We start from the raw sequence: 13,382 nt of genomic DNA, 5'->3' as shown, positions 1-13,382 counted from the left end.
ACGCCGCTCCTGCGTGCCAGTCAACTAATGTTGAGCCATGACTGAAGCGGCACACGGATAATGGCGAAACGCGGCAAGTCAGGCGGCCGGAACAGCCAGCGTCCGGCAGCGGGAGTCATCGAGGTGCCCAAGGGTACCCGGCCGGAGGGCCCCGTCGAGGGCGTCTATTACATCGATACCGGCGACTGCGAGCTCATCGCGGACCAGGACAACTCCAACGGCTGGCTGCTGAAAATCAACGGCGTCATGAGTTCCCACATCGACCTCGCCGATCCGCTCTTCCTCGATTTTGAGTACATGCGCTGGATGGCGGCGCTGATTGAATCGCGCTGGCCACCAGCGTCCGGGAAGGGCGGGCCGAAGGAGAGCGGGCCGCACCGGCTGCGTGGACTGCACCTGGGCGGCGGGGCCTGTTCCCTGGCCCGCTACTTCCACGCGGCCTACCCGGATGCGCGTCAGGTGGTGGTGGAGCTCGACGGTAAATTGGCGGAGTACGTCCGCGGCTGGTTCGACCTCCCCAAGGCCCCGCTGCTCCGGATCAGGGTCGGAGAGGCCCGCGAGGTCACCGAGACGCTGACGCCGGACACGCGCGACTTCATCATCCGTGACGTCTTTGCGGGTGCGCTGACGCCCCGGCCGCTCACCACCGCCGAGTTCAACGAGCACATCAAGCGGGTCCTTGCCCCGGGCGGTATCTACGTGGTCAACTCCGGCGATGCCCCAGACCTCAAGAACGCGCGGGAGGACGCCGCCACCATCGCGGCCGCCTTCGAACACACGCTGATCATCGCCGATCCCGCCATGCTCAAGGGCCGCCGCTACGGAAACATGGTGATGGCCGGCAGCGACACTCCGCTCGACGGCGACCCCAAGCTGGCCCGCCGGCTCCTGGGCGGAGCTGTCCCGGCGCACATCTGGAACGACGCCCAGGTGCGCGCCTTCGCCGCCGGGTCACCGGTGCGCCACGACCCGGTCACCCCGGAGCGCCACCCCGCCGCTTAGTCCCGGAGTCCCTTCCCCGGCCCAGCAGTTTTTCCCGGTGCGCTGCCGTCTGGTCCCGCAGTGCCTGGACAACAGCGGCCACGGCAGGGCGGCGCATCGAGTCAGGCCGCAGCACCATCCAGTAGGGAAGAAGTTCGGCGAAATCCTCGGGGAGCAGCCGGATTAGGTCCTCGTGCAGGTCACCCATAAAGCAGGGCAGGAACCCGATGCCCGCCCCGGCCCGCGTTGCCTCCACATGGACAAAAACGTTGGTGGACGTCAGCCCGTCCCGCATTGCCGGAACCAGCCGGCGCGGTGCATCGAGGTCATCGACCTGCAGCATCGAATCCACGAAATAGACCAGCGGGTGTTCCGTCAGTTCCGCCACGCTGGCAGGCGTCCCGTTCTCCTCGAGGTAGGCGCGCGAGGCGTACATCCCCAGCATGTAGTCACCCAGCCGGACGGCTTCGGCGCGGTGGACCTGAGGTTCGCCCACCACCACTTCGATGTCCAGGCCCGAACGCTGCTGCAGCGCCCGCCGGGTCATGGTCACCACTTCAACGGTCAGCCCCGGGTGGTCGCGGCGCAGCCGGGCAACGGCCGGGGCCGCGATGTAGGCACTGAAGCCGTCAGTCGCCGTCATGCGTACGACGCCGGCAATGGGGTCCGGTGCCTTCCCTGACGGTCCCAGCGCACTCACCGCAGCCTCCACCTGTTCGGCGACGCGGACGGCCTCAGTCCCGAGCTCCGTCAGTTCCCAGCCGCCGGCCGCACGGGCCAGCACCCGGCCGCCCAGCGCCTTCTCGAGCGCTGCTATCCTGCGCGAAACAGTGGTGTGGTTCAGGCCCAGGGCCTGTGCCGCCGTCGTAAATTTAGCGGACCGGGAAACTGCGAGCAGGACCAGCAAGTCATCGGGATTGGTGTTCATATCTGCAATTGTGCACATGGTTGGTGCCGGATTGGTCATTGTAGGTGCATGTTTGTGCAGTAATACTCAGTGGAGCCATTAGTGCTGGAGATCACAGCACGTGTCAGAGTGGACACTAAGGAGAAACCCCATGAGCGTAGAACAGCGCTCGGCAGATAATGCCGCCGGATCCGCCCCCAAGGGTTCCGGACTGAAAAAGATTGTTGCCGCCTCAATGGTGGGCACGGTGGTGGAGTGGTACGAGTTCTTCCTCTACGCCACCGCCGCAACCCTGGTGTTCGGGAAGTACTTCTTCCCCGCCACGGGAAACGAGTTGGACGGCATCATCCAGGCCTTCCTCACCTACGCGGTGGGCTTTGTGGCCCGCCCCCTCGGTGGCATCGTTTTCGGCCAGATCGGCGACAAGCTGGGCCGCAAACCCACGCTGCAGCTGACCATCATCATCGTCGGTGTTGCCACCTTCCTGATGGGCTGCCTCCCGGGCTTCGCCGACATCGGCTACCTGGCCCCGGCGCTGCTGGTTGCCCTCCGCTTTATCCAGGGCTTCGCCCTCGGTGGCGAATGGGGCGGCGCGGTGCTCCTGGTTGCCGAACACAGCCCCAACGCCTCCCGCGGTTTCTGGTCCAGCTGGCCCCAGGCCGCAGTTCCGGTGGGCAACCTGCTGGCCACGCTGGTGCTGTTCATCATGTCCACGGCCCTCAGTCCTGAGGCGTTCCTGGGCTGGGGCTGGCGCGTGGCGTTCTGGCTCTCCGCAGTGATCGTCTTCGTCGGCTACTACATCCGCACGCACGTCACCGAAGCCCCCATCTTCCTGGAGGCCAAGGCGCTGGTGGAAAAGGAGCAGGCCGTCAGTTACGGCGTCTTCGAGGTGGTCCGCAAGTACCCCAAAGGCATCCTGCAGGCCATGGGACTGCGCTTCGCGGAGAACATCATGTACTACCTGGTGGTCAGCTTCGCGATCGTCTACCTCAAGAGCGTGCACAAATACGACACCTCCTCGCTCCTGCTGGCACTCCTGATCGCCCACGTCATCCACTTCCTGGTCATCCCGCAGGTGGGCCGGCTCGTGGACAGGCTGGGACGCAAGCCCGTCTACCTCATCGGCGCCATCTCCGGCGCGGCGTGGCCGTTCTTCGCCTTCCCCATGTTCGACACCCGCAATGCCGTGGTGATCGTTCTGGCCGTGACCATCGGGTTGTGCCTGCACGCGTTTATGTACGCTGGCCAGCCCGCCATCATGGCAGAGCTCTTCCCCACCCGGATGCGCTACTCGGGCGTCTCCCTGGGCTCGCAGGTCACCTCCATCTTCGCCGGTTCGCTGGCCCCGCTCCTGGCTACCCAGTGGCTCAAGGACACCGGCTCCTGGGTGCCCACCGCCATCTACCTCGTGGTGGCCTGCGCCATCACCACGGTCGCCGTGCTGAGCCTGAAGGAAACCAAGGGCATCGCACTGGAGGAAGTGGACAAGGCCGACGCCGCCCGCGAAGGACTCCTGCCAGCCGGCTCACGCTGAGCTGCTTGAGCCGTTGGACAGTTTGTCGGGTAAGCACACGATGGGAACAGTAATGGAACGCGATTTGAACGGGCGCAAGGCGCTGGTCACCGGCGGTGCCAGCGGAATCGGTGCCGCGTGCGTCCGGGAGCTCGCTGCCCGCGGGGCGAAGGTGGTGGTTGCCGACGTCGACTCCGCCGGCGCCGCCGCGCTCGCCGACGAAGTGGGCGGCACCTCCTGGGCCGTTGACCTGCTGGACGTGGACACGCTCGCCACCCTGAGCCTGGACTGCGACATCCTGGTGAACAACGCCGGGATCCAGCGGATCAGCCCCATCGAGGAGTTTGATCCCGCGGAGTTCCGCAAGATCATCTCCCTCATGCTGGAAGCACCCTTCCTGCTGATCCGGGCCGCCCTGCCGCACATGTATGCCAACGGGTTCGGCCGCATCATCAACGTGTCCTCCGTCCACGGAATCCGTGCTTCCCCGTTCAAGAGCGCGTACGTTTCCGCCAAGCACGGCCTGGAAGGGCTGAGCAAGGTGACGGCGCTTGAGGGCGGGGAGCACGGAGTCACGTCCAACTGCATCAACCCGGGCTACGTCCGGACTGCGTTGGTCGAGAAACAGATCGCGGACCAGGCACAGGTGCACGGTATTCCTGAGTCCGAGGTCCTGGCCAGGGTGATGCTCACAGAGTCCGCCGTCAAACGGCTCGTGGAGCCGGAGGAGGTAGCGTCCCTGGTGGCCTGGCTGGCCTCGGACCATGCCGGTATGGTCACCGGCGCCAGCTACACGATGGACGGAGGCTGGTCCGCGCGCTAAGGGTTTCGGAGTTCGCGGGATGACAGCTAATCCCCATCGGACTCCAGATCATGGGGATTAGCTGTCATGTCGGCGCAGGGTCGGATCGACATCCGCCACCCGGGGCGCTAGTCCAGGCGCCTTAGGTGGCGGTGGTCGTAGAAGAACACCCCCGCAGCGGTGCCGAGTTCCACGGAGGAGCCGCGGAGGGACATCACAATCCCTTCATGCCTGCCGTTGAACGGATCGTCTCCCACCACGGCATCCCCCACGCGATAGGGGCACCGCGGAACGAGTGTCACCCGGACACGATCCCAGGCGCCGGCGCTGAGGGAGGAAAATCTCACGGGCCTGCCCATGCTGGCAAGGTCCTGGACATGAGCTTTCACCATGCGAACCACTCCTTGAGTGCGGCGCGCGGCCGCCCACCGGTGCGGGTGCCGGAACGCCCCAGCAGAGGACGGCCCTCTTGTCCCGGCTGGCACCCTACGCATACGTTAGGCGCTATTCACACCAGTCACACCAGTAACATGTACTCGTTTTGGCGCAGGACCGGTACTTAGGGATTTTCCAGTCAGCGTTGTCCTTTGAGGATCTCGTCCGCGTTGTCGTAGGCCCAGGTGACGAGGGGGACCAGCAGTGCAGTCAGTTCGTAGCCCCGGTCCGTCAGGCTGTAATCAACATGCGGCGGAATCACCGGCCTCGCTTTCCGCAGCACCAGGCCGTCACGTTCGAGCGTCTTGAGGGTCTGCGCCAGCATCTTCTCGCTGATGCCCTCGGCCCGGCGCCTGAGCTCGCTCCAGCGCTGCTCACCTTCTGAGAGCGCGGCCAGGATGAGTACGCCCCATTTGCTGGTGATGTGGTCCAGGACCGTCCGGCTGGGGCAACCGGCCTGGAACACGCCGTCGGCGAAGTCCGCCCGTAGTTCAGCAAACTGCGGGGCAGGCACACTGATCGCTTCCATAGCCATATCTTACCAAAAAGTCAGTACCTTACCTGAAAGTGCGTACTCTCTTTCAGGAAGTAATCCGGTCCGTGGCTGGTTGTGGAGGGTGACCCCTAAAAATCGGTGAAAGGAAACACCCCATGAGCATCGTCATCACAGGAGCAACAGGACAGCTTGGCCGCCACGTTATCGAGGCTTTGCTGCAGCGCAACGTTCCGGCGGCGGAGATCGTTGCCACCGGCCGCTCCATCGAAAAGTTGGCTGACTTCCAGGCCCGTGGCGTGCAGGTCAAGCCGATGGACTATTCAGATCCCTCGTCCGTGGCCCAGGCACTGAAAGGCGCCAGAAAAGTCCTCCTGATTTCCGGCAGCGAGGTAGGCAAGCGCGTGGATCAGCACCGCACTGTGATTGAGGCGTCCAAGGCCGAAGGTGTCGAGCTGGTCGCATACACCAGCATCGCTAATGCTGACACCACGGGCATGAAACTGGCTGCCGAGCATCAGGCAACAGAAGCGATCCTCAAGGACTCCGGGGTCCCCTTCGCCATCCTCCGCAACAGCTGGTACCTCGAAAACTACACCGACCAGCTGCCGGGCACGCTTGCCCAGGGCGCACTTGCCGGGAGCGCCGGCGAAGGCAAGGTCAGTGCTGCGTCGCGCGCTGACTACGCCGAGGCCGCAGCCGCAGTCCTGGTTGCCGACGATCAAGCCGGCAAGGTCTATGAGCTTGGCGGGGACCACGCCTTCACGCTCTCCGAGTTGGCGCAGGAAATCAGTGCAGCGGCCAACAAGCCCGTTGCGTACCAGGATCTTCCGGTGGAGGACTATGCCGGACTGCTGGTTGGGTTCGGGATACCGGAGCACTTTGCCGACGTCCTGGCGGACTCGGACCTGGGCATCGCCCGCGGCGACCTCCTGGTCAGCGGCTCCGACCTCCGCACGCTCATCGGCCGGCCCACGACGCCCATGCCCGTTGCGGTACGCTCTGCGGTCGCTGCCGCCTGAGTAGGACAGCCTGCCAAGACGCTCTCGCAGTTCCTGCAGGTTTTGGACCAACCCTCTCCTACATGACGTGGGAGAGGGTTGGCGGCGGTTAGGACTTACTGCCCGTCAGTGCCAGCGTTCCGCCGAGGCCGATCATCATGACACCGCCTGCGGCGCTGAGCGTGGAGATTCGTTTCGGCGAACGGCCGAACCATTGCCGGGCGGTGCCGGCGGCCAGGGCCCAAATGCTGTCGCAGACGAGCGCTATCACCAGGAAAACCGCGCCCAAAGACGCAAGCTGCAGCGGAATGTTTCCGGCCGCGTAGTCAACGAACTGCGGCAGCACCGCTACGAAAAACACGATCGACTTTGGGTTGGTGGCACCCACCAGGAATCCCTCGCGCAGCATGCGCCAGGTGGACGACGGCGGCACGGGGCCAGCCGCCGTCGCGCGTTCGCCGCGGTGCCGGATCGCCTGAATGCCGAGATATGCCAGGTAGGCCGCCCCGGCGAATTTGATGATCGTGAACAGCACCACCGACTGCGCCAGAACTAGCCCCACTCCCATGGCCACAGCGATGATCTGTGGCACCATGCCCAGGGCGTTGCCCAGCACACTCAAGAGCCCGCCTTTGCGCCCGAGCGCGAGGGACCGGCCGATGACAAACAGCACGCTGGGCCCGGGGATGGCGATGAGGACCAGCGAAGCCAGGGCAAACGCCAGGAGATTAGTGAACGGAACCATGCCTGATGATAGCCCTGGCCCGGCCGAGGGTCGATGCCTAGCGGTGGGCGGAAACCGCGGTGGTGACCACCGGCAGCGGTGAGGTTTCGTCCACGAGGTCGGCCCGGCGTCGTCCGTTCCCCTTAACCCACAGCCGGTAGGCGAGGACCAGCATGCCCAGCCACGCGGCTCCCACGTACAGTGCGACGCGGGTGTCCTCGAAGGCGCCCAGGACGGCGATGACCAGTGCCATGAACGCGATGGTCAGGACAGAGGCCGCGGGCCACCACGGGGACGGGAATTCCGACGCCGGCAGGCCCTTCCGGGCGATCTCCCGTTTCATGGCCACGTGGGAGGCGAGGATCATGACCCACACCCAGACGGTGGCGAACGTGGCGATCGATGCGATCAGGATAAAGACGTCTTCGGGAATCACGGCGTTCAGCACGACGCCCACCAGGAGGATGCCGGCCATCATCACCACGGTCATCCACGGGACACCATGGCGGGAGACCTTGCCGAATACGGCCGGCGCGTGGCCTTGGTTGGAGAGGCCGAACAGGATGCGGCCCGCTCCGAAGATGTCGCTGTTGATGGCGGACAGGGCTGCCGTGATGACCACGGCGTTCAGGATATGGGGCGCCGCAGGGATGCCGAGGCCGCTGAAGATCTGGACAAACGGGCTGCCGTTGCTGCCGATCTCGTTCCAGGGGAAGAGGCTCATCAGGACGCCGAGGGTCAGGACATAGAAGAGCAGTACGCGGACCGGTACGGTGTTCACCGCTTTGGGGATGACCCTCTTGGGATCGGCGGCCTCCCCGGCGGTGATGCCGAGCGTCTCGATCCCACCGAAGGCGAACATCACGACGGCGAACGAGGCCAACAGCCCCTCGAAGCCGTGGGGGAACAACCCTCCGTGCTCCACGAGGTTGCCCAGTCCGGGCGCCACGGTTGAACCGCCCGCCTGGAAGCCGAAGGCGATGATGGCGGCGCCGCCGGCGATCATGGCGATGATGGCGACCACTTTGATCAATGAGAACCAGAATTCCAGCTCACCGAAGACCTTGACGCTGAGCAGGTTCAGCGCGGCCAGGAAGCAGATGATCGCCAGGATCCAGATCCAGCGGTCCACTTGGGGAAACCAGAAGCCCATGTAGATGCTGAAGGCCGTCACGTCTGCGATGGCCACAATCGCCATCTCAAAGACGTAGGTCCAGCCGGTGACAAATCCCGCCAACGGGCCGAGGTAGCGGCTGGCGTATTGGCCAAAGGAGCCCGAGACGGGGTGCCGGACTGCCATTTCGCCCAGGGCCCGCATCACCATAAATACCGCGGCACCGCCGATGATGTACGCGAGCAGGACCGCCGGGCCCGCCTTCTGGATTGCCGAGGCGGAGCCATAGAACAGGCCGGTGCCAATCGCAGAACCGAGCGCCATAAAGCGGATATGGCGGACGTTCAATCCCCGGTTCAGAACACTTGCGACGGCGGCGCCCGGCACACCCTTCCCGGGTGGGCTTGGCTCTTGCGCGCCTGCGTCGTGCCTGGCTGTTTGTTTCGGGACGGCTGATTGCTGCATAACAAGTACCTTCTCGTCATTGGGAGGGGATCGCTAACCAGCAGACCATCCTGGCGCCCGGAGTGATGAGCCTCACGGGAGCTTGGTGTCTTTCATCTCAGACTGAGCCGGACGGGTGTTGGATTCGTCAATCACTGAGTCTAGAACCCTTGACATGGTGTCTGGTTTTCTTTACATTCGGAATGTCAGGTTTGTTTTACATTCTTTGGGAACGGCGGAAACGGAATGTCCTTCGAAGAGAAGAGCGCGTGGATCATGGGGGTGGTGGCCGTAGGTTCCTACGGCGCTTACCTGGCCATCGTCCTTGGCCTGGCCGGGACCATGCCACTTGTTGATGTTCCGTATGTCGCGCCGCTGCTGTGGACCGTCGGCGCCTCCATTGCAGTGTCCATCGCCCTGCACGCCTTGATGGGCATTTTTTCGCCCAGGGACGCCGGGAAGAAGGACCAGCGCGACCGCGAAATCTACCGCTTCGGCGAGTACATCGGCCAGTCGTTTGTGGTCATCGGGGGAGTGGCAGCACTGCTGATGGCAATGACGGAGACGGACCACTTCTGGATCGCGAACGTCATCTACCTGACGTTTGTCCTGTCGGCGATCCTGGGTTCCATTGCAAAGATTGTTGCCTACCGCAGGGGGTTCCAGCCGTGGTGAAACCAACGCGGGTAACCAACTCAATCCGCCGGCTGCGGTTCGAACGGGGCGAGATGACCCAGGCGGAGCTCGCCGAGCGCGTGGGCGTCACCCGCCAGACAGTCATCGCCATCGAGCAAGGCCGTTATTCGCCGTCGTTGGAGATGGCCTTCCAGATTGCCCACGTGCTCAGCGTGCCGCTCGAGGACGTTTTCCAGTACCCGCACCGTGAAGGAGACGCATCGTGAAAGCTATTGTGCAGGACGTTTATGGAAGTGCGGACGTGCTTCAGCTCAGGGACATCCCGACGCCGGCGCCTGCCGAAGGAGAGGTGCTCATCCGGGTCCGCGCCGCCGGCGTCGACCAGGGGGTCTGGCACCTCATGACCGGGATGCCGTACCTGGTCCGGCTTTTCGGCTTCGGGTTGAAGAAGCCCAAGGTGCCGGTCCGCGGGCGGGAAGTTGCCGGCGTCGTGGAGGCAGTGGGGGCGGGCGTGACCCGGTTTCAGCCCGGCGATGAAGTGTTCGGCACCTGTGAGGGGTCTTTCGCGGAATTTGTTTGCGCCAAAGAGAAGCTTGTGGCGCGCAAGCCCGCAAACCTGACCTTCGAAGAGACAGCGGCCGCCCCCATTTCTGCCGTGACAGCCCTGCAGGCCGTCCGCGACGCCGGCCGGGTCGCTCCTGGACAGAAGGTGCTGGTCATCGGGGCAGGCGGGGGAGTGGGGTCCTTCGCCGTCCAGTTGGCCACGGCGTACGGCGCTGAGGTCACCGGCGTCTGCAGCACCGGCAAGATGGATCTGGTCCGGTCGCTTGGAGCTAGCCATGTCATCGATTACACACGCGACGACTTCTCACGTGCCGGCGTGCTGTACGACGTCATTGTCGATACCGCCGGCAACCGGCCGCTCTCTGTTTCGCGGAAGGCGCTCGCTCCAAAGGGAACACTCGTGATTGTAGGAGGCGAAGGCGGCGGGAACCTGACCGGCGGATTTGAACGCTCCCTCGGTGCGCCGTTCGCCTCGCTGTTCTCCGGGCAGAAGTTCAAGGGACTGGTCTCAACGGAAAAATATCAGGACCTTGAGGCCCTGACTTCCATGATCGAGGCTGGCAGCGTGAAGCCCGCCATCGAGAAGGTCTATCCCCTTGCGGAAGCTCCGGCGGCCATCGCCTCCCTGCACGAGGGGCGGGTGCGCGGCAAGGTGGTGGTCCGTATTTGAAACGACTGCTGGCTGCACGCCCCTACCCGGATCGCGGGGTCAGGCATCGCTCCGGGCTGCCCCTTCCTGAGTCTTGCCGGAGGCTTCCCGCGCGGCGGCCTCTATGGCGGCACGGTGGGTGGCCCAGTCCTCGGTGTTTCGCGAGGTGAGGTTGGGATCACCGGGACGCTGGCCGGCGGTCCTGTCGATGAGTTCGCGCAGGATGTCGGCGTGGCCCAGATGCTGGGACGTTTCGGCCAGCATGTGGACAAGGATCTGGTGCAGTGTGACGTCGCGTCGCTCCTCCGGCCACCACGGAACAACGCCGGGGGAGTCCAGCGGCAGCGCCTCGATGGTCGCGTCGGTGTGCGCCGCGGCGAACAGATGCAGACCGACAATGTCTTCACGGCTTTCGTCGGCTGTGGCCCAGAGGTCTGCGTCGGGGCTCGCGTCGTCGTCGAACCATGGGAGATGCCGCCCGCTGGGACGGCCGAAGACCTCACCAAAGTAGCCAAGCTCCATACTCGCCACGTGCTTGACCAGGCCCAGCAGGTTGGTGCCGGTGGGCGTGAGCGGCCGGCGGACGTCGTAGCCACCCAAGCCCTCCAGCTTGCCCAGGAGGTTCTCCCGCCTGACACGAAGATAGTGGTGGAGTGTCTCTTTTTCGTCCATAGCGGGCACTCTACCCAACCGGCGGAGCGTCAGCCGTCAAGGTAGAACCTGGGGCCGAGAGTCGTTCCCGCAGCCAGTGAATGACGGCTTCGCCCTGCTGCTGCTGGAAAGACCGGAGGCTAGGTAGGCCTGGCGGAGGCGGTTGCCGGGCGGCATCGGTGAAGTAGCCAGCAAGGCCGGCCAGGAAGCCGTCGACGTTGGCCGCGTTGGCAGTCGTGAAGACGCTGTGGGAATGCAGGAACGCGTCGGTATCGAAGGCAGGATCGAAGACGCGAACGTTAATGAGAACCGTGAGGGCATCCACCCACGGCGCACCGATGGCAGCCCACGGCCAGTCCACCAGGACGGCTCCGTTGGTGGCCGTGATGATGATGTTGTCAGCACGGACGTCGGTGTGGGCCAGCGATGCACCGGCCACGTCTTTCAGGCCCTGCTCCGCCAGATCCTCCAGCGTGTCCAGGTTCTGGAGGATCCAAGGATCGCAGTCCTCTGGCGGATTGCGCCGGATGCGGGTCCACCCTCCAAACGGATCCGCGAGTTCGGTTTGAAGAGGGGGCAACCGGGTGAGTTCCGGCGGGAGCGGTGTCCCGGCTATCGCCAGCAGGGCGTCAAGGACCAGGTGAACCTCGACGGCGTTCCACGGCGTGTGGGGATGCCTGCCTTCCACATCGCTGAGCACCAGCGCGACCCATTCGCCGTCGTCATAGGTGCCGATCAGCATCGGCGCTGGAAGCCCGGCGGGAAGTGCGGCTGCAACGGCCGCCTCCTTCCGATGGATTCCGGGCGAGTGCTCGTTCAGTTGCGGACTGACGGCTTTAACGAAGGCGCGCCGGCCGGAGGCGGTGAGGACCCGGTCCGCAGTGCCGGGAGAAAAGCCTCCCCGCTGGCCCATCGCCTCAACAACGGGGGAGCCGAGAACCCGTTCGATGCCGGCGCGCACGTGGCCGGGAAGCTCGGCCCAGCCGATCCTGGAACTCCACTCAGGCTGCACGGGAATGGCCACCTTCGCCCGGCGTCCACACAAAAGGCGTGGTGGTGGGGATTGCCTGGAATCCCAGGCGTCGAAGGACCGGCTCGCTGGCAACGGAGGCATCCACCTGCAGGAAGGCGGTAAGGATGTCGGCGGTTGAGACCATACGCTTCAGCCTAGGGTCTTTGTCCGCACACAGGGCACTTCCCCCGGCATCTGTCTGGCATCCCGGACAGATGCCTTGCCTTCATTGCCTTCCAGGGGCCAGCTAAGGGCGCAAGCTTAAGTACGGGATCCCGGACATGCCTGAAGGATCCCGCAAGAAATACGGAGGATACGGTGGCGGTAAGCATGGAAGCAAGGGCGCAGAGTGGGCGCGAGCCAAAGGTGACTTCCAAGGTCCCCGCTGCCGAGAACACACTGCGCATCCTCAAACTGCTGGCTTCAAAGCGTGGCCCCATGGCGGCGTCGAGCATTGCCACATCCCTCGGATTGCCGCGTTCGAGCGTCTACCACCTTCTGGGGGTGATGGAGGCCAACGGCTTTGTCCTCCACCTCCACGAGGAACAGCGCTACGGATTGGGCATCAGTGCTTTCGAGCTGAGTTCGGCCTACTCTCGGCAGGAACCGCTCTCCCGCCTGGGCCGGCCGCTGCTGGCGTCGCTGGTGGACGTGATCGGCGAAAGTGCCCACCTGGCCGTCCTTCATGGGCGTGACGTGCTCTACATCGTGGAAGAGCGGGCCAAAAACCGCCCGTCGCTGGTGACCGACGTCGGCGTCCGGCTTCCCAGCCACCTCACCGCCAGCGGACGCGCTATCCTCGCCGCATTGCCGAAGTCGCAGGTCCGCGCGCTGTACCCGAACGCTGCGGCTTTCACCGCCCGGCATGAGGTGGAGGGCGCCATCATGAAGTACTCGGCGCTTTCCTCCCACCTGGACCAGGTTCGGCAGCGCGGGTATGCCACCGAACACGGGGAGGTGACGCCCGGTTTCGGCTCGATTGCTGCCGCCGTCACGGATCACGTGGGATGGCCGACGGCGGCAGTAGCCGTTACGTTCCTCGAAGACAAACTGCCGGCGGACCAATGGCCGGCCCTCGCGGCCCGGGTCCAGAAAGTTGCCGACGAGCTTTCGGTCCGAATCCACGGCCGCCCCGCCAAGTAGAACCGGTCCCGACTTTTCCCTACCCGCCCCTGGGGGTGAGGGGGTGCGTCTGGAATCCCGGACAGCACCCCTTCGAAAGCCCTGTCAGGGCTCGCCGGGAGGGGCTTTAGTAGATATAGAACCTCTTCCAAGAACCGCGACCCCAACACTCGCCCAGAACACGAAGGAGCCCATCATGGCACCCGCCGATTTCACTACCGGTGCCCGCCCGGTTAAAGCAGCCCGCGGCACTGAGTTGACCGCTAAGAGCTGGCAGACGGAAGCTCCGCTGCGGATGCTGATGAACAACCTGGACCCGGAGGTCGCCGAACGC

The 13,382-nt window shown here is 64.7% G+C and carries 17 protein-coding genes; 9 read left to right on the top strand and 8 right to left on the bottom strand.

Features of this window, described 5'->3' with window-relative positions:
• The first annotated feature begins 60 nt into the window (after positions 1-60).
• Positions 61-1,002, top strand: a complete 942-nt coding sequence (locus tag V9L18_RS20980; protein WP_337349082.1) for a spermidine synthase — start codon at positions 61-63, stop codon at positions 1,000-1,002.
• Here V9L18_RS20980 and V9L18_RS20975 read toward each other — a convergent pair.
• Positions 974-1,909, bottom strand: coding sequence for a LysR family transcriptional regulator (locus V9L18_RS20975; protein ID WP_337349081.1), 936 nt, complete (start codon positions 1,907-1,909; stop codon positions 974-976). The genes V9L18_RS20980 and V9L18_RS20975 overlap by 29 nt on opposite strands.
• Positions 1,910-2,039: 130 nt before the next feature.
• Here V9L18_RS20975 and V9L18_RS20970 point away from each other — a divergent pair, with 130 nt between their 5' ends.
• The gene (locus V9L18_RS20970; protein ID WP_337349080.1) at positions 2,040-3,422 is read left to right on the top strand and encodes an MFS transporter; all 1,383 of its coding nucleotides are present in this window, start codon (positions 2,040-2,042) and stop codon (positions 3,420-3,422) included.
• 52 nt (positions 3,423-3,474) lie between these two features.
• Complete coding sequence (locus V9L18_RS20965; RefSeq protein WP_337349079.1) at positions 3,475-4,224, top strand: 3-hydroxybutyrate dehydrogenase; 750 nt, start codon at positions 3,475-3,477, stop codon at positions 4,222-4,224.
• Positions 4,225-4,331: 107 nt separating this feature from the next.
• Here the strand turns inward: V9L18_RS20965 and V9L18_RS20960 are convergent, their stop codons facing one another.
• Positions 4,332-4,595 carry a hypothetical protein gene (locus V9L18_RS20960; RefSeq protein ID WP_337349078.1) on the bottom strand — a complete coding sequence of 88 codons (264 nt, stop codon included), beginning with the start codon at positions 4,593-4,595 and terminating at the stop codon, positions 4,332-4,334.
• Positions 4,596-4,777: 182 nt separating this feature from the next.
• The gene (locus V9L18_RS20955; protein WP_337349077.1) at positions 4,778-5,167 is read right to left on the bottom strand and encodes a winged helix-turn-helix transcriptional regulator; all 390 of its coding nucleotides are present in this window, start codon (positions 5,165-5,167) and stop codon (positions 4,778-4,780) included.
• Positions 5,168-5,289: 122 nt separating this feature from the next.
• Between V9L18_RS20955 and V9L18_RS20950 the strand changes: the two genes are divergently transcribed.
• A complete protein-coding gene (locus tag V9L18_RS20950) occupies positions 5,290-6,153 on the top strand; it encodes an SDR family oxidoreductase (RefSeq protein WP_337349076.1) in 864 nt (287 codons plus the stop codon).
• Positions 6,154-6,241: 88 nt separating this feature from the next.
• On the opposite strand, the gene V9L18_RS20945 is transcribed toward V9L18_RS20950, so the two are convergent.
• Entirely contained in the window at positions 6,242-6,877 is a 636-nt protein-coding gene (locus V9L18_RS20945; RefSeq protein WP_337349075.1) for a LysE family translocator, read from the bottom strand.
• A gap of 37 nt (positions 6,878-6,914) precedes the next feature.
• Positions 6,915-8,435 carry an amino acid permease gene (locus tag V9L18_RS20940; protein ID WP_337349074.1) on the bottom strand — a complete coding sequence of 507 codons (1,521 nt, stop codon included), beginning with the start codon at positions 8,433-8,435 and terminating at the stop codon, positions 6,915-6,917.
• A 225-nt stretch (positions 8,436-8,660) separates the two neighbouring features.
• Between V9L18_RS20940 and V9L18_RS20935 the strand changes: the two genes are divergently transcribed.
• From V9L18_RS20935 to V9L18_RS20925, 3 genes are read left to right on the top strand one after another with little or no spacing between them, the layout of a single operon-like run.
• Positions 8,661-9,089, top strand: a complete 429-nt coding sequence (locus V9L18_RS20935; protein ID WP_337349073.1) for a hypothetical protein — start codon at positions 8,661-8,663, stop codon at positions 9,087-9,089.
• Positions 9,083-9,316 carry a helix-turn-helix transcriptional regulator gene (locus V9L18_RS20930; RefSeq protein ID WP_337349072.1) on the top strand — a complete coding sequence of 78 codons (234 nt, stop codon included), beginning with the start codon at positions 9,083-9,085 and terminating at the stop codon, positions 9,314-9,316. Before V9L18_RS20935 ends, V9L18_RS20930 begins: the two co-directional genes overlap by 7 nt.
• Entirely contained in the window at positions 9,313-10,284 is a 972-nt protein-coding gene (locus V9L18_RS20925) for an NAD(P)-dependent alcohol dehydrogenase (RefSeq protein ID WP_337349071.1), read from the top strand. The genes V9L18_RS20930 and V9L18_RS20925 overlap by 4 nt, the downstream gene beginning before the upstream one ends.
• A 39-nt stretch (positions 10,285-10,323) precedes the next feature.
• Here the strand turns inward: V9L18_RS20925 and V9L18_RS20920 are convergent, their stop codons facing one another.
• The 3 genes from V9L18_RS20920 to V9L18_RS20910 are packed head-to-tail and all read right to left on the bottom strand — an operon-like array spanning position 10,324 to position 12,071.
• Positions 10,324-10,935 (bottom strand): DinB family protein, encoded by a 612-nt coding sequence (locus tag V9L18_RS20920; RefSeq protein ID WP_337349070.1) that lies wholly within the window; start codon positions 10,933-10,935, stop codon positions 10,324-10,326.
• Positions 10,936-10,945: 10 nt separating this feature from the next.
• On the bottom strand, positions 10,946-11,926 hold the full coding sequence (locus tag V9L18_RS20915) for a phosphotransferase family protein (protein WP_337349069.1): 981 nt from the start codon (positions 11,924-11,926) through the stop codon (positions 10,946-10,948).
• Positions 11,916-12,071: a hypothetical protein gene (locus V9L18_RS20910; protein ID WP_337349068.1), complete on the bottom strand. Its 156-nt coding sequence runs from the start codon at positions 12,069-12,071 to the stop codon at positions 11,916-11,918. The genes V9L18_RS20915 and V9L18_RS20910 overlap by 11 nt, the downstream gene beginning before the upstream one ends.
• 185 nt (positions 12,072-12,256) lie before the next feature.
• Here V9L18_RS20910 and V9L18_RS20905 point away from each other — a divergent pair, with 185 nt between their 5' ends.
• Entirely contained in the window at positions 12,257-13,069 is an 813-nt protein-coding gene (locus tag V9L18_RS20905; RefSeq protein ID WP_337349097.1) for an IclR family transcriptional regulator, read from the top strand.
• A 175-nt stretch (positions 13,070-13,244) separates the two neighbouring features.
• Positions 13,245-13,382, top strand: a 138-nt coding sequence (locus V9L18_RS20900; protein WP_337349096.1) for a hypothetical protein, incomplete at its 3' end; no start/stop codon positions are given.

This window comes from Pseudarthrobacter sp. CCNWLW217, from assembly GCF_037203985.1.
Classification (GTDB): Bacteria; Actinomycetota; Actinomycetes; order Actinomycetales; family Micrococcaceae; genus Arthrobacter.
This window is presented reverse-complemented; position numbering and strand designations above follow the sequence as displayed.

What these genes read in the sequence shown, in the direction of transcription:
- V9L18_RS20910 (WP_337349068.1), bottom strand. Translation starts at nt 12,071, where the DNA reads ATGGTCTCAACCGCCGACATCCTTACCGCCTTCCTGCAGGTGGATGCC.
- V9L18_RS20940 (WP_337349074.1), bottom strand. Translation starts at nt 8,435, where the DNA reads ATGCAGCAATCAGCCGTCCCGAAACAAACAGCCAGGCACGACGCAGGC.
- V9L18_RS20955 (WP_337349077.1), bottom strand. Translation starts at nt 5,167, where the DNA reads ATGGAAGCGATCAGTGTGCCTGCCCCGCAGTTTGCTGAACTACGGGCG.
- V9L18_RS20975 (WP_337349081.1), bottom strand. Translation starts at nt 1,909, where the DNA reads ATGAACACCAATCCCGATGACTTGCTGGTCCTGCTCGCAGTTTCCCGG.
- V9L18_RS20980 (WP_337349082.1), top strand. Translation starts at nt 61, where the DNA reads ATGGCGAAACGCGGCAAGTCAGGCGGCCGGAACAGCCAGCGTCCGGCA.
- V9L18_RS20905 (WP_337349097.1), top strand. Translation starts at nt 12,257, where the DNA reads ATGGAAGCAAGGGCGCAGAGTGGGCGCGAGCCAAAGGTGACTTCCAAG.
- V9L18_RS20950 (WP_337349076.1), top strand. Translation starts at nt 5,290, where the DNA reads ATGAGCATCGTCATCACAGGAGCAACAGGACAGCTTGGCCGCCACGTT.
- V9L18_RS20965 (WP_337349079.1), top strand. Translation starts at nt 3,475, where the DNA reads ATGGAACGCGATTTGAACGGGCGCAAGGCGCTGGTCACCGGCGGTGCC.
- V9L18_RS20935 (WP_337349073.1), top strand. Translation starts at nt 8,661, where the DNA reads ATGTCCTTCGAAGAGAAGAGCGCGTGGATCATGGGGGTGGTGGCCGTA.
- V9L18_RS20945 (WP_337349075.1), bottom strand. Translation starts at nt 6,877, where the DNA reads ATGGTTCCGTTCACTAATCTCCTGGCGTTTGCCCTGGCTTCGCTGGTC.
- V9L18_RS20970 (WP_337349080.1), top strand. Translation starts at nt 2,040, where the DNA reads ATGAGCGTAGAACAGCGCTCGGCAGATAATGCCGCCGGATCCGCCCCC.
- V9L18_RS20960 (WP_337349078.1), bottom strand. Translation starts at nt 4,595, where the DNA reads ATGGTGAAAGCTCATGTCCAGGACCTTGCCAGCATGGGCAGGCCCGTG.
- V9L18_RS20920 (WP_337349070.1), bottom strand. Translation starts at nt 10,935, where the DNA reads ATGGACGAAAAAGAGACACTCCACCACTATCTTCGTGTCAGGCGGGAG.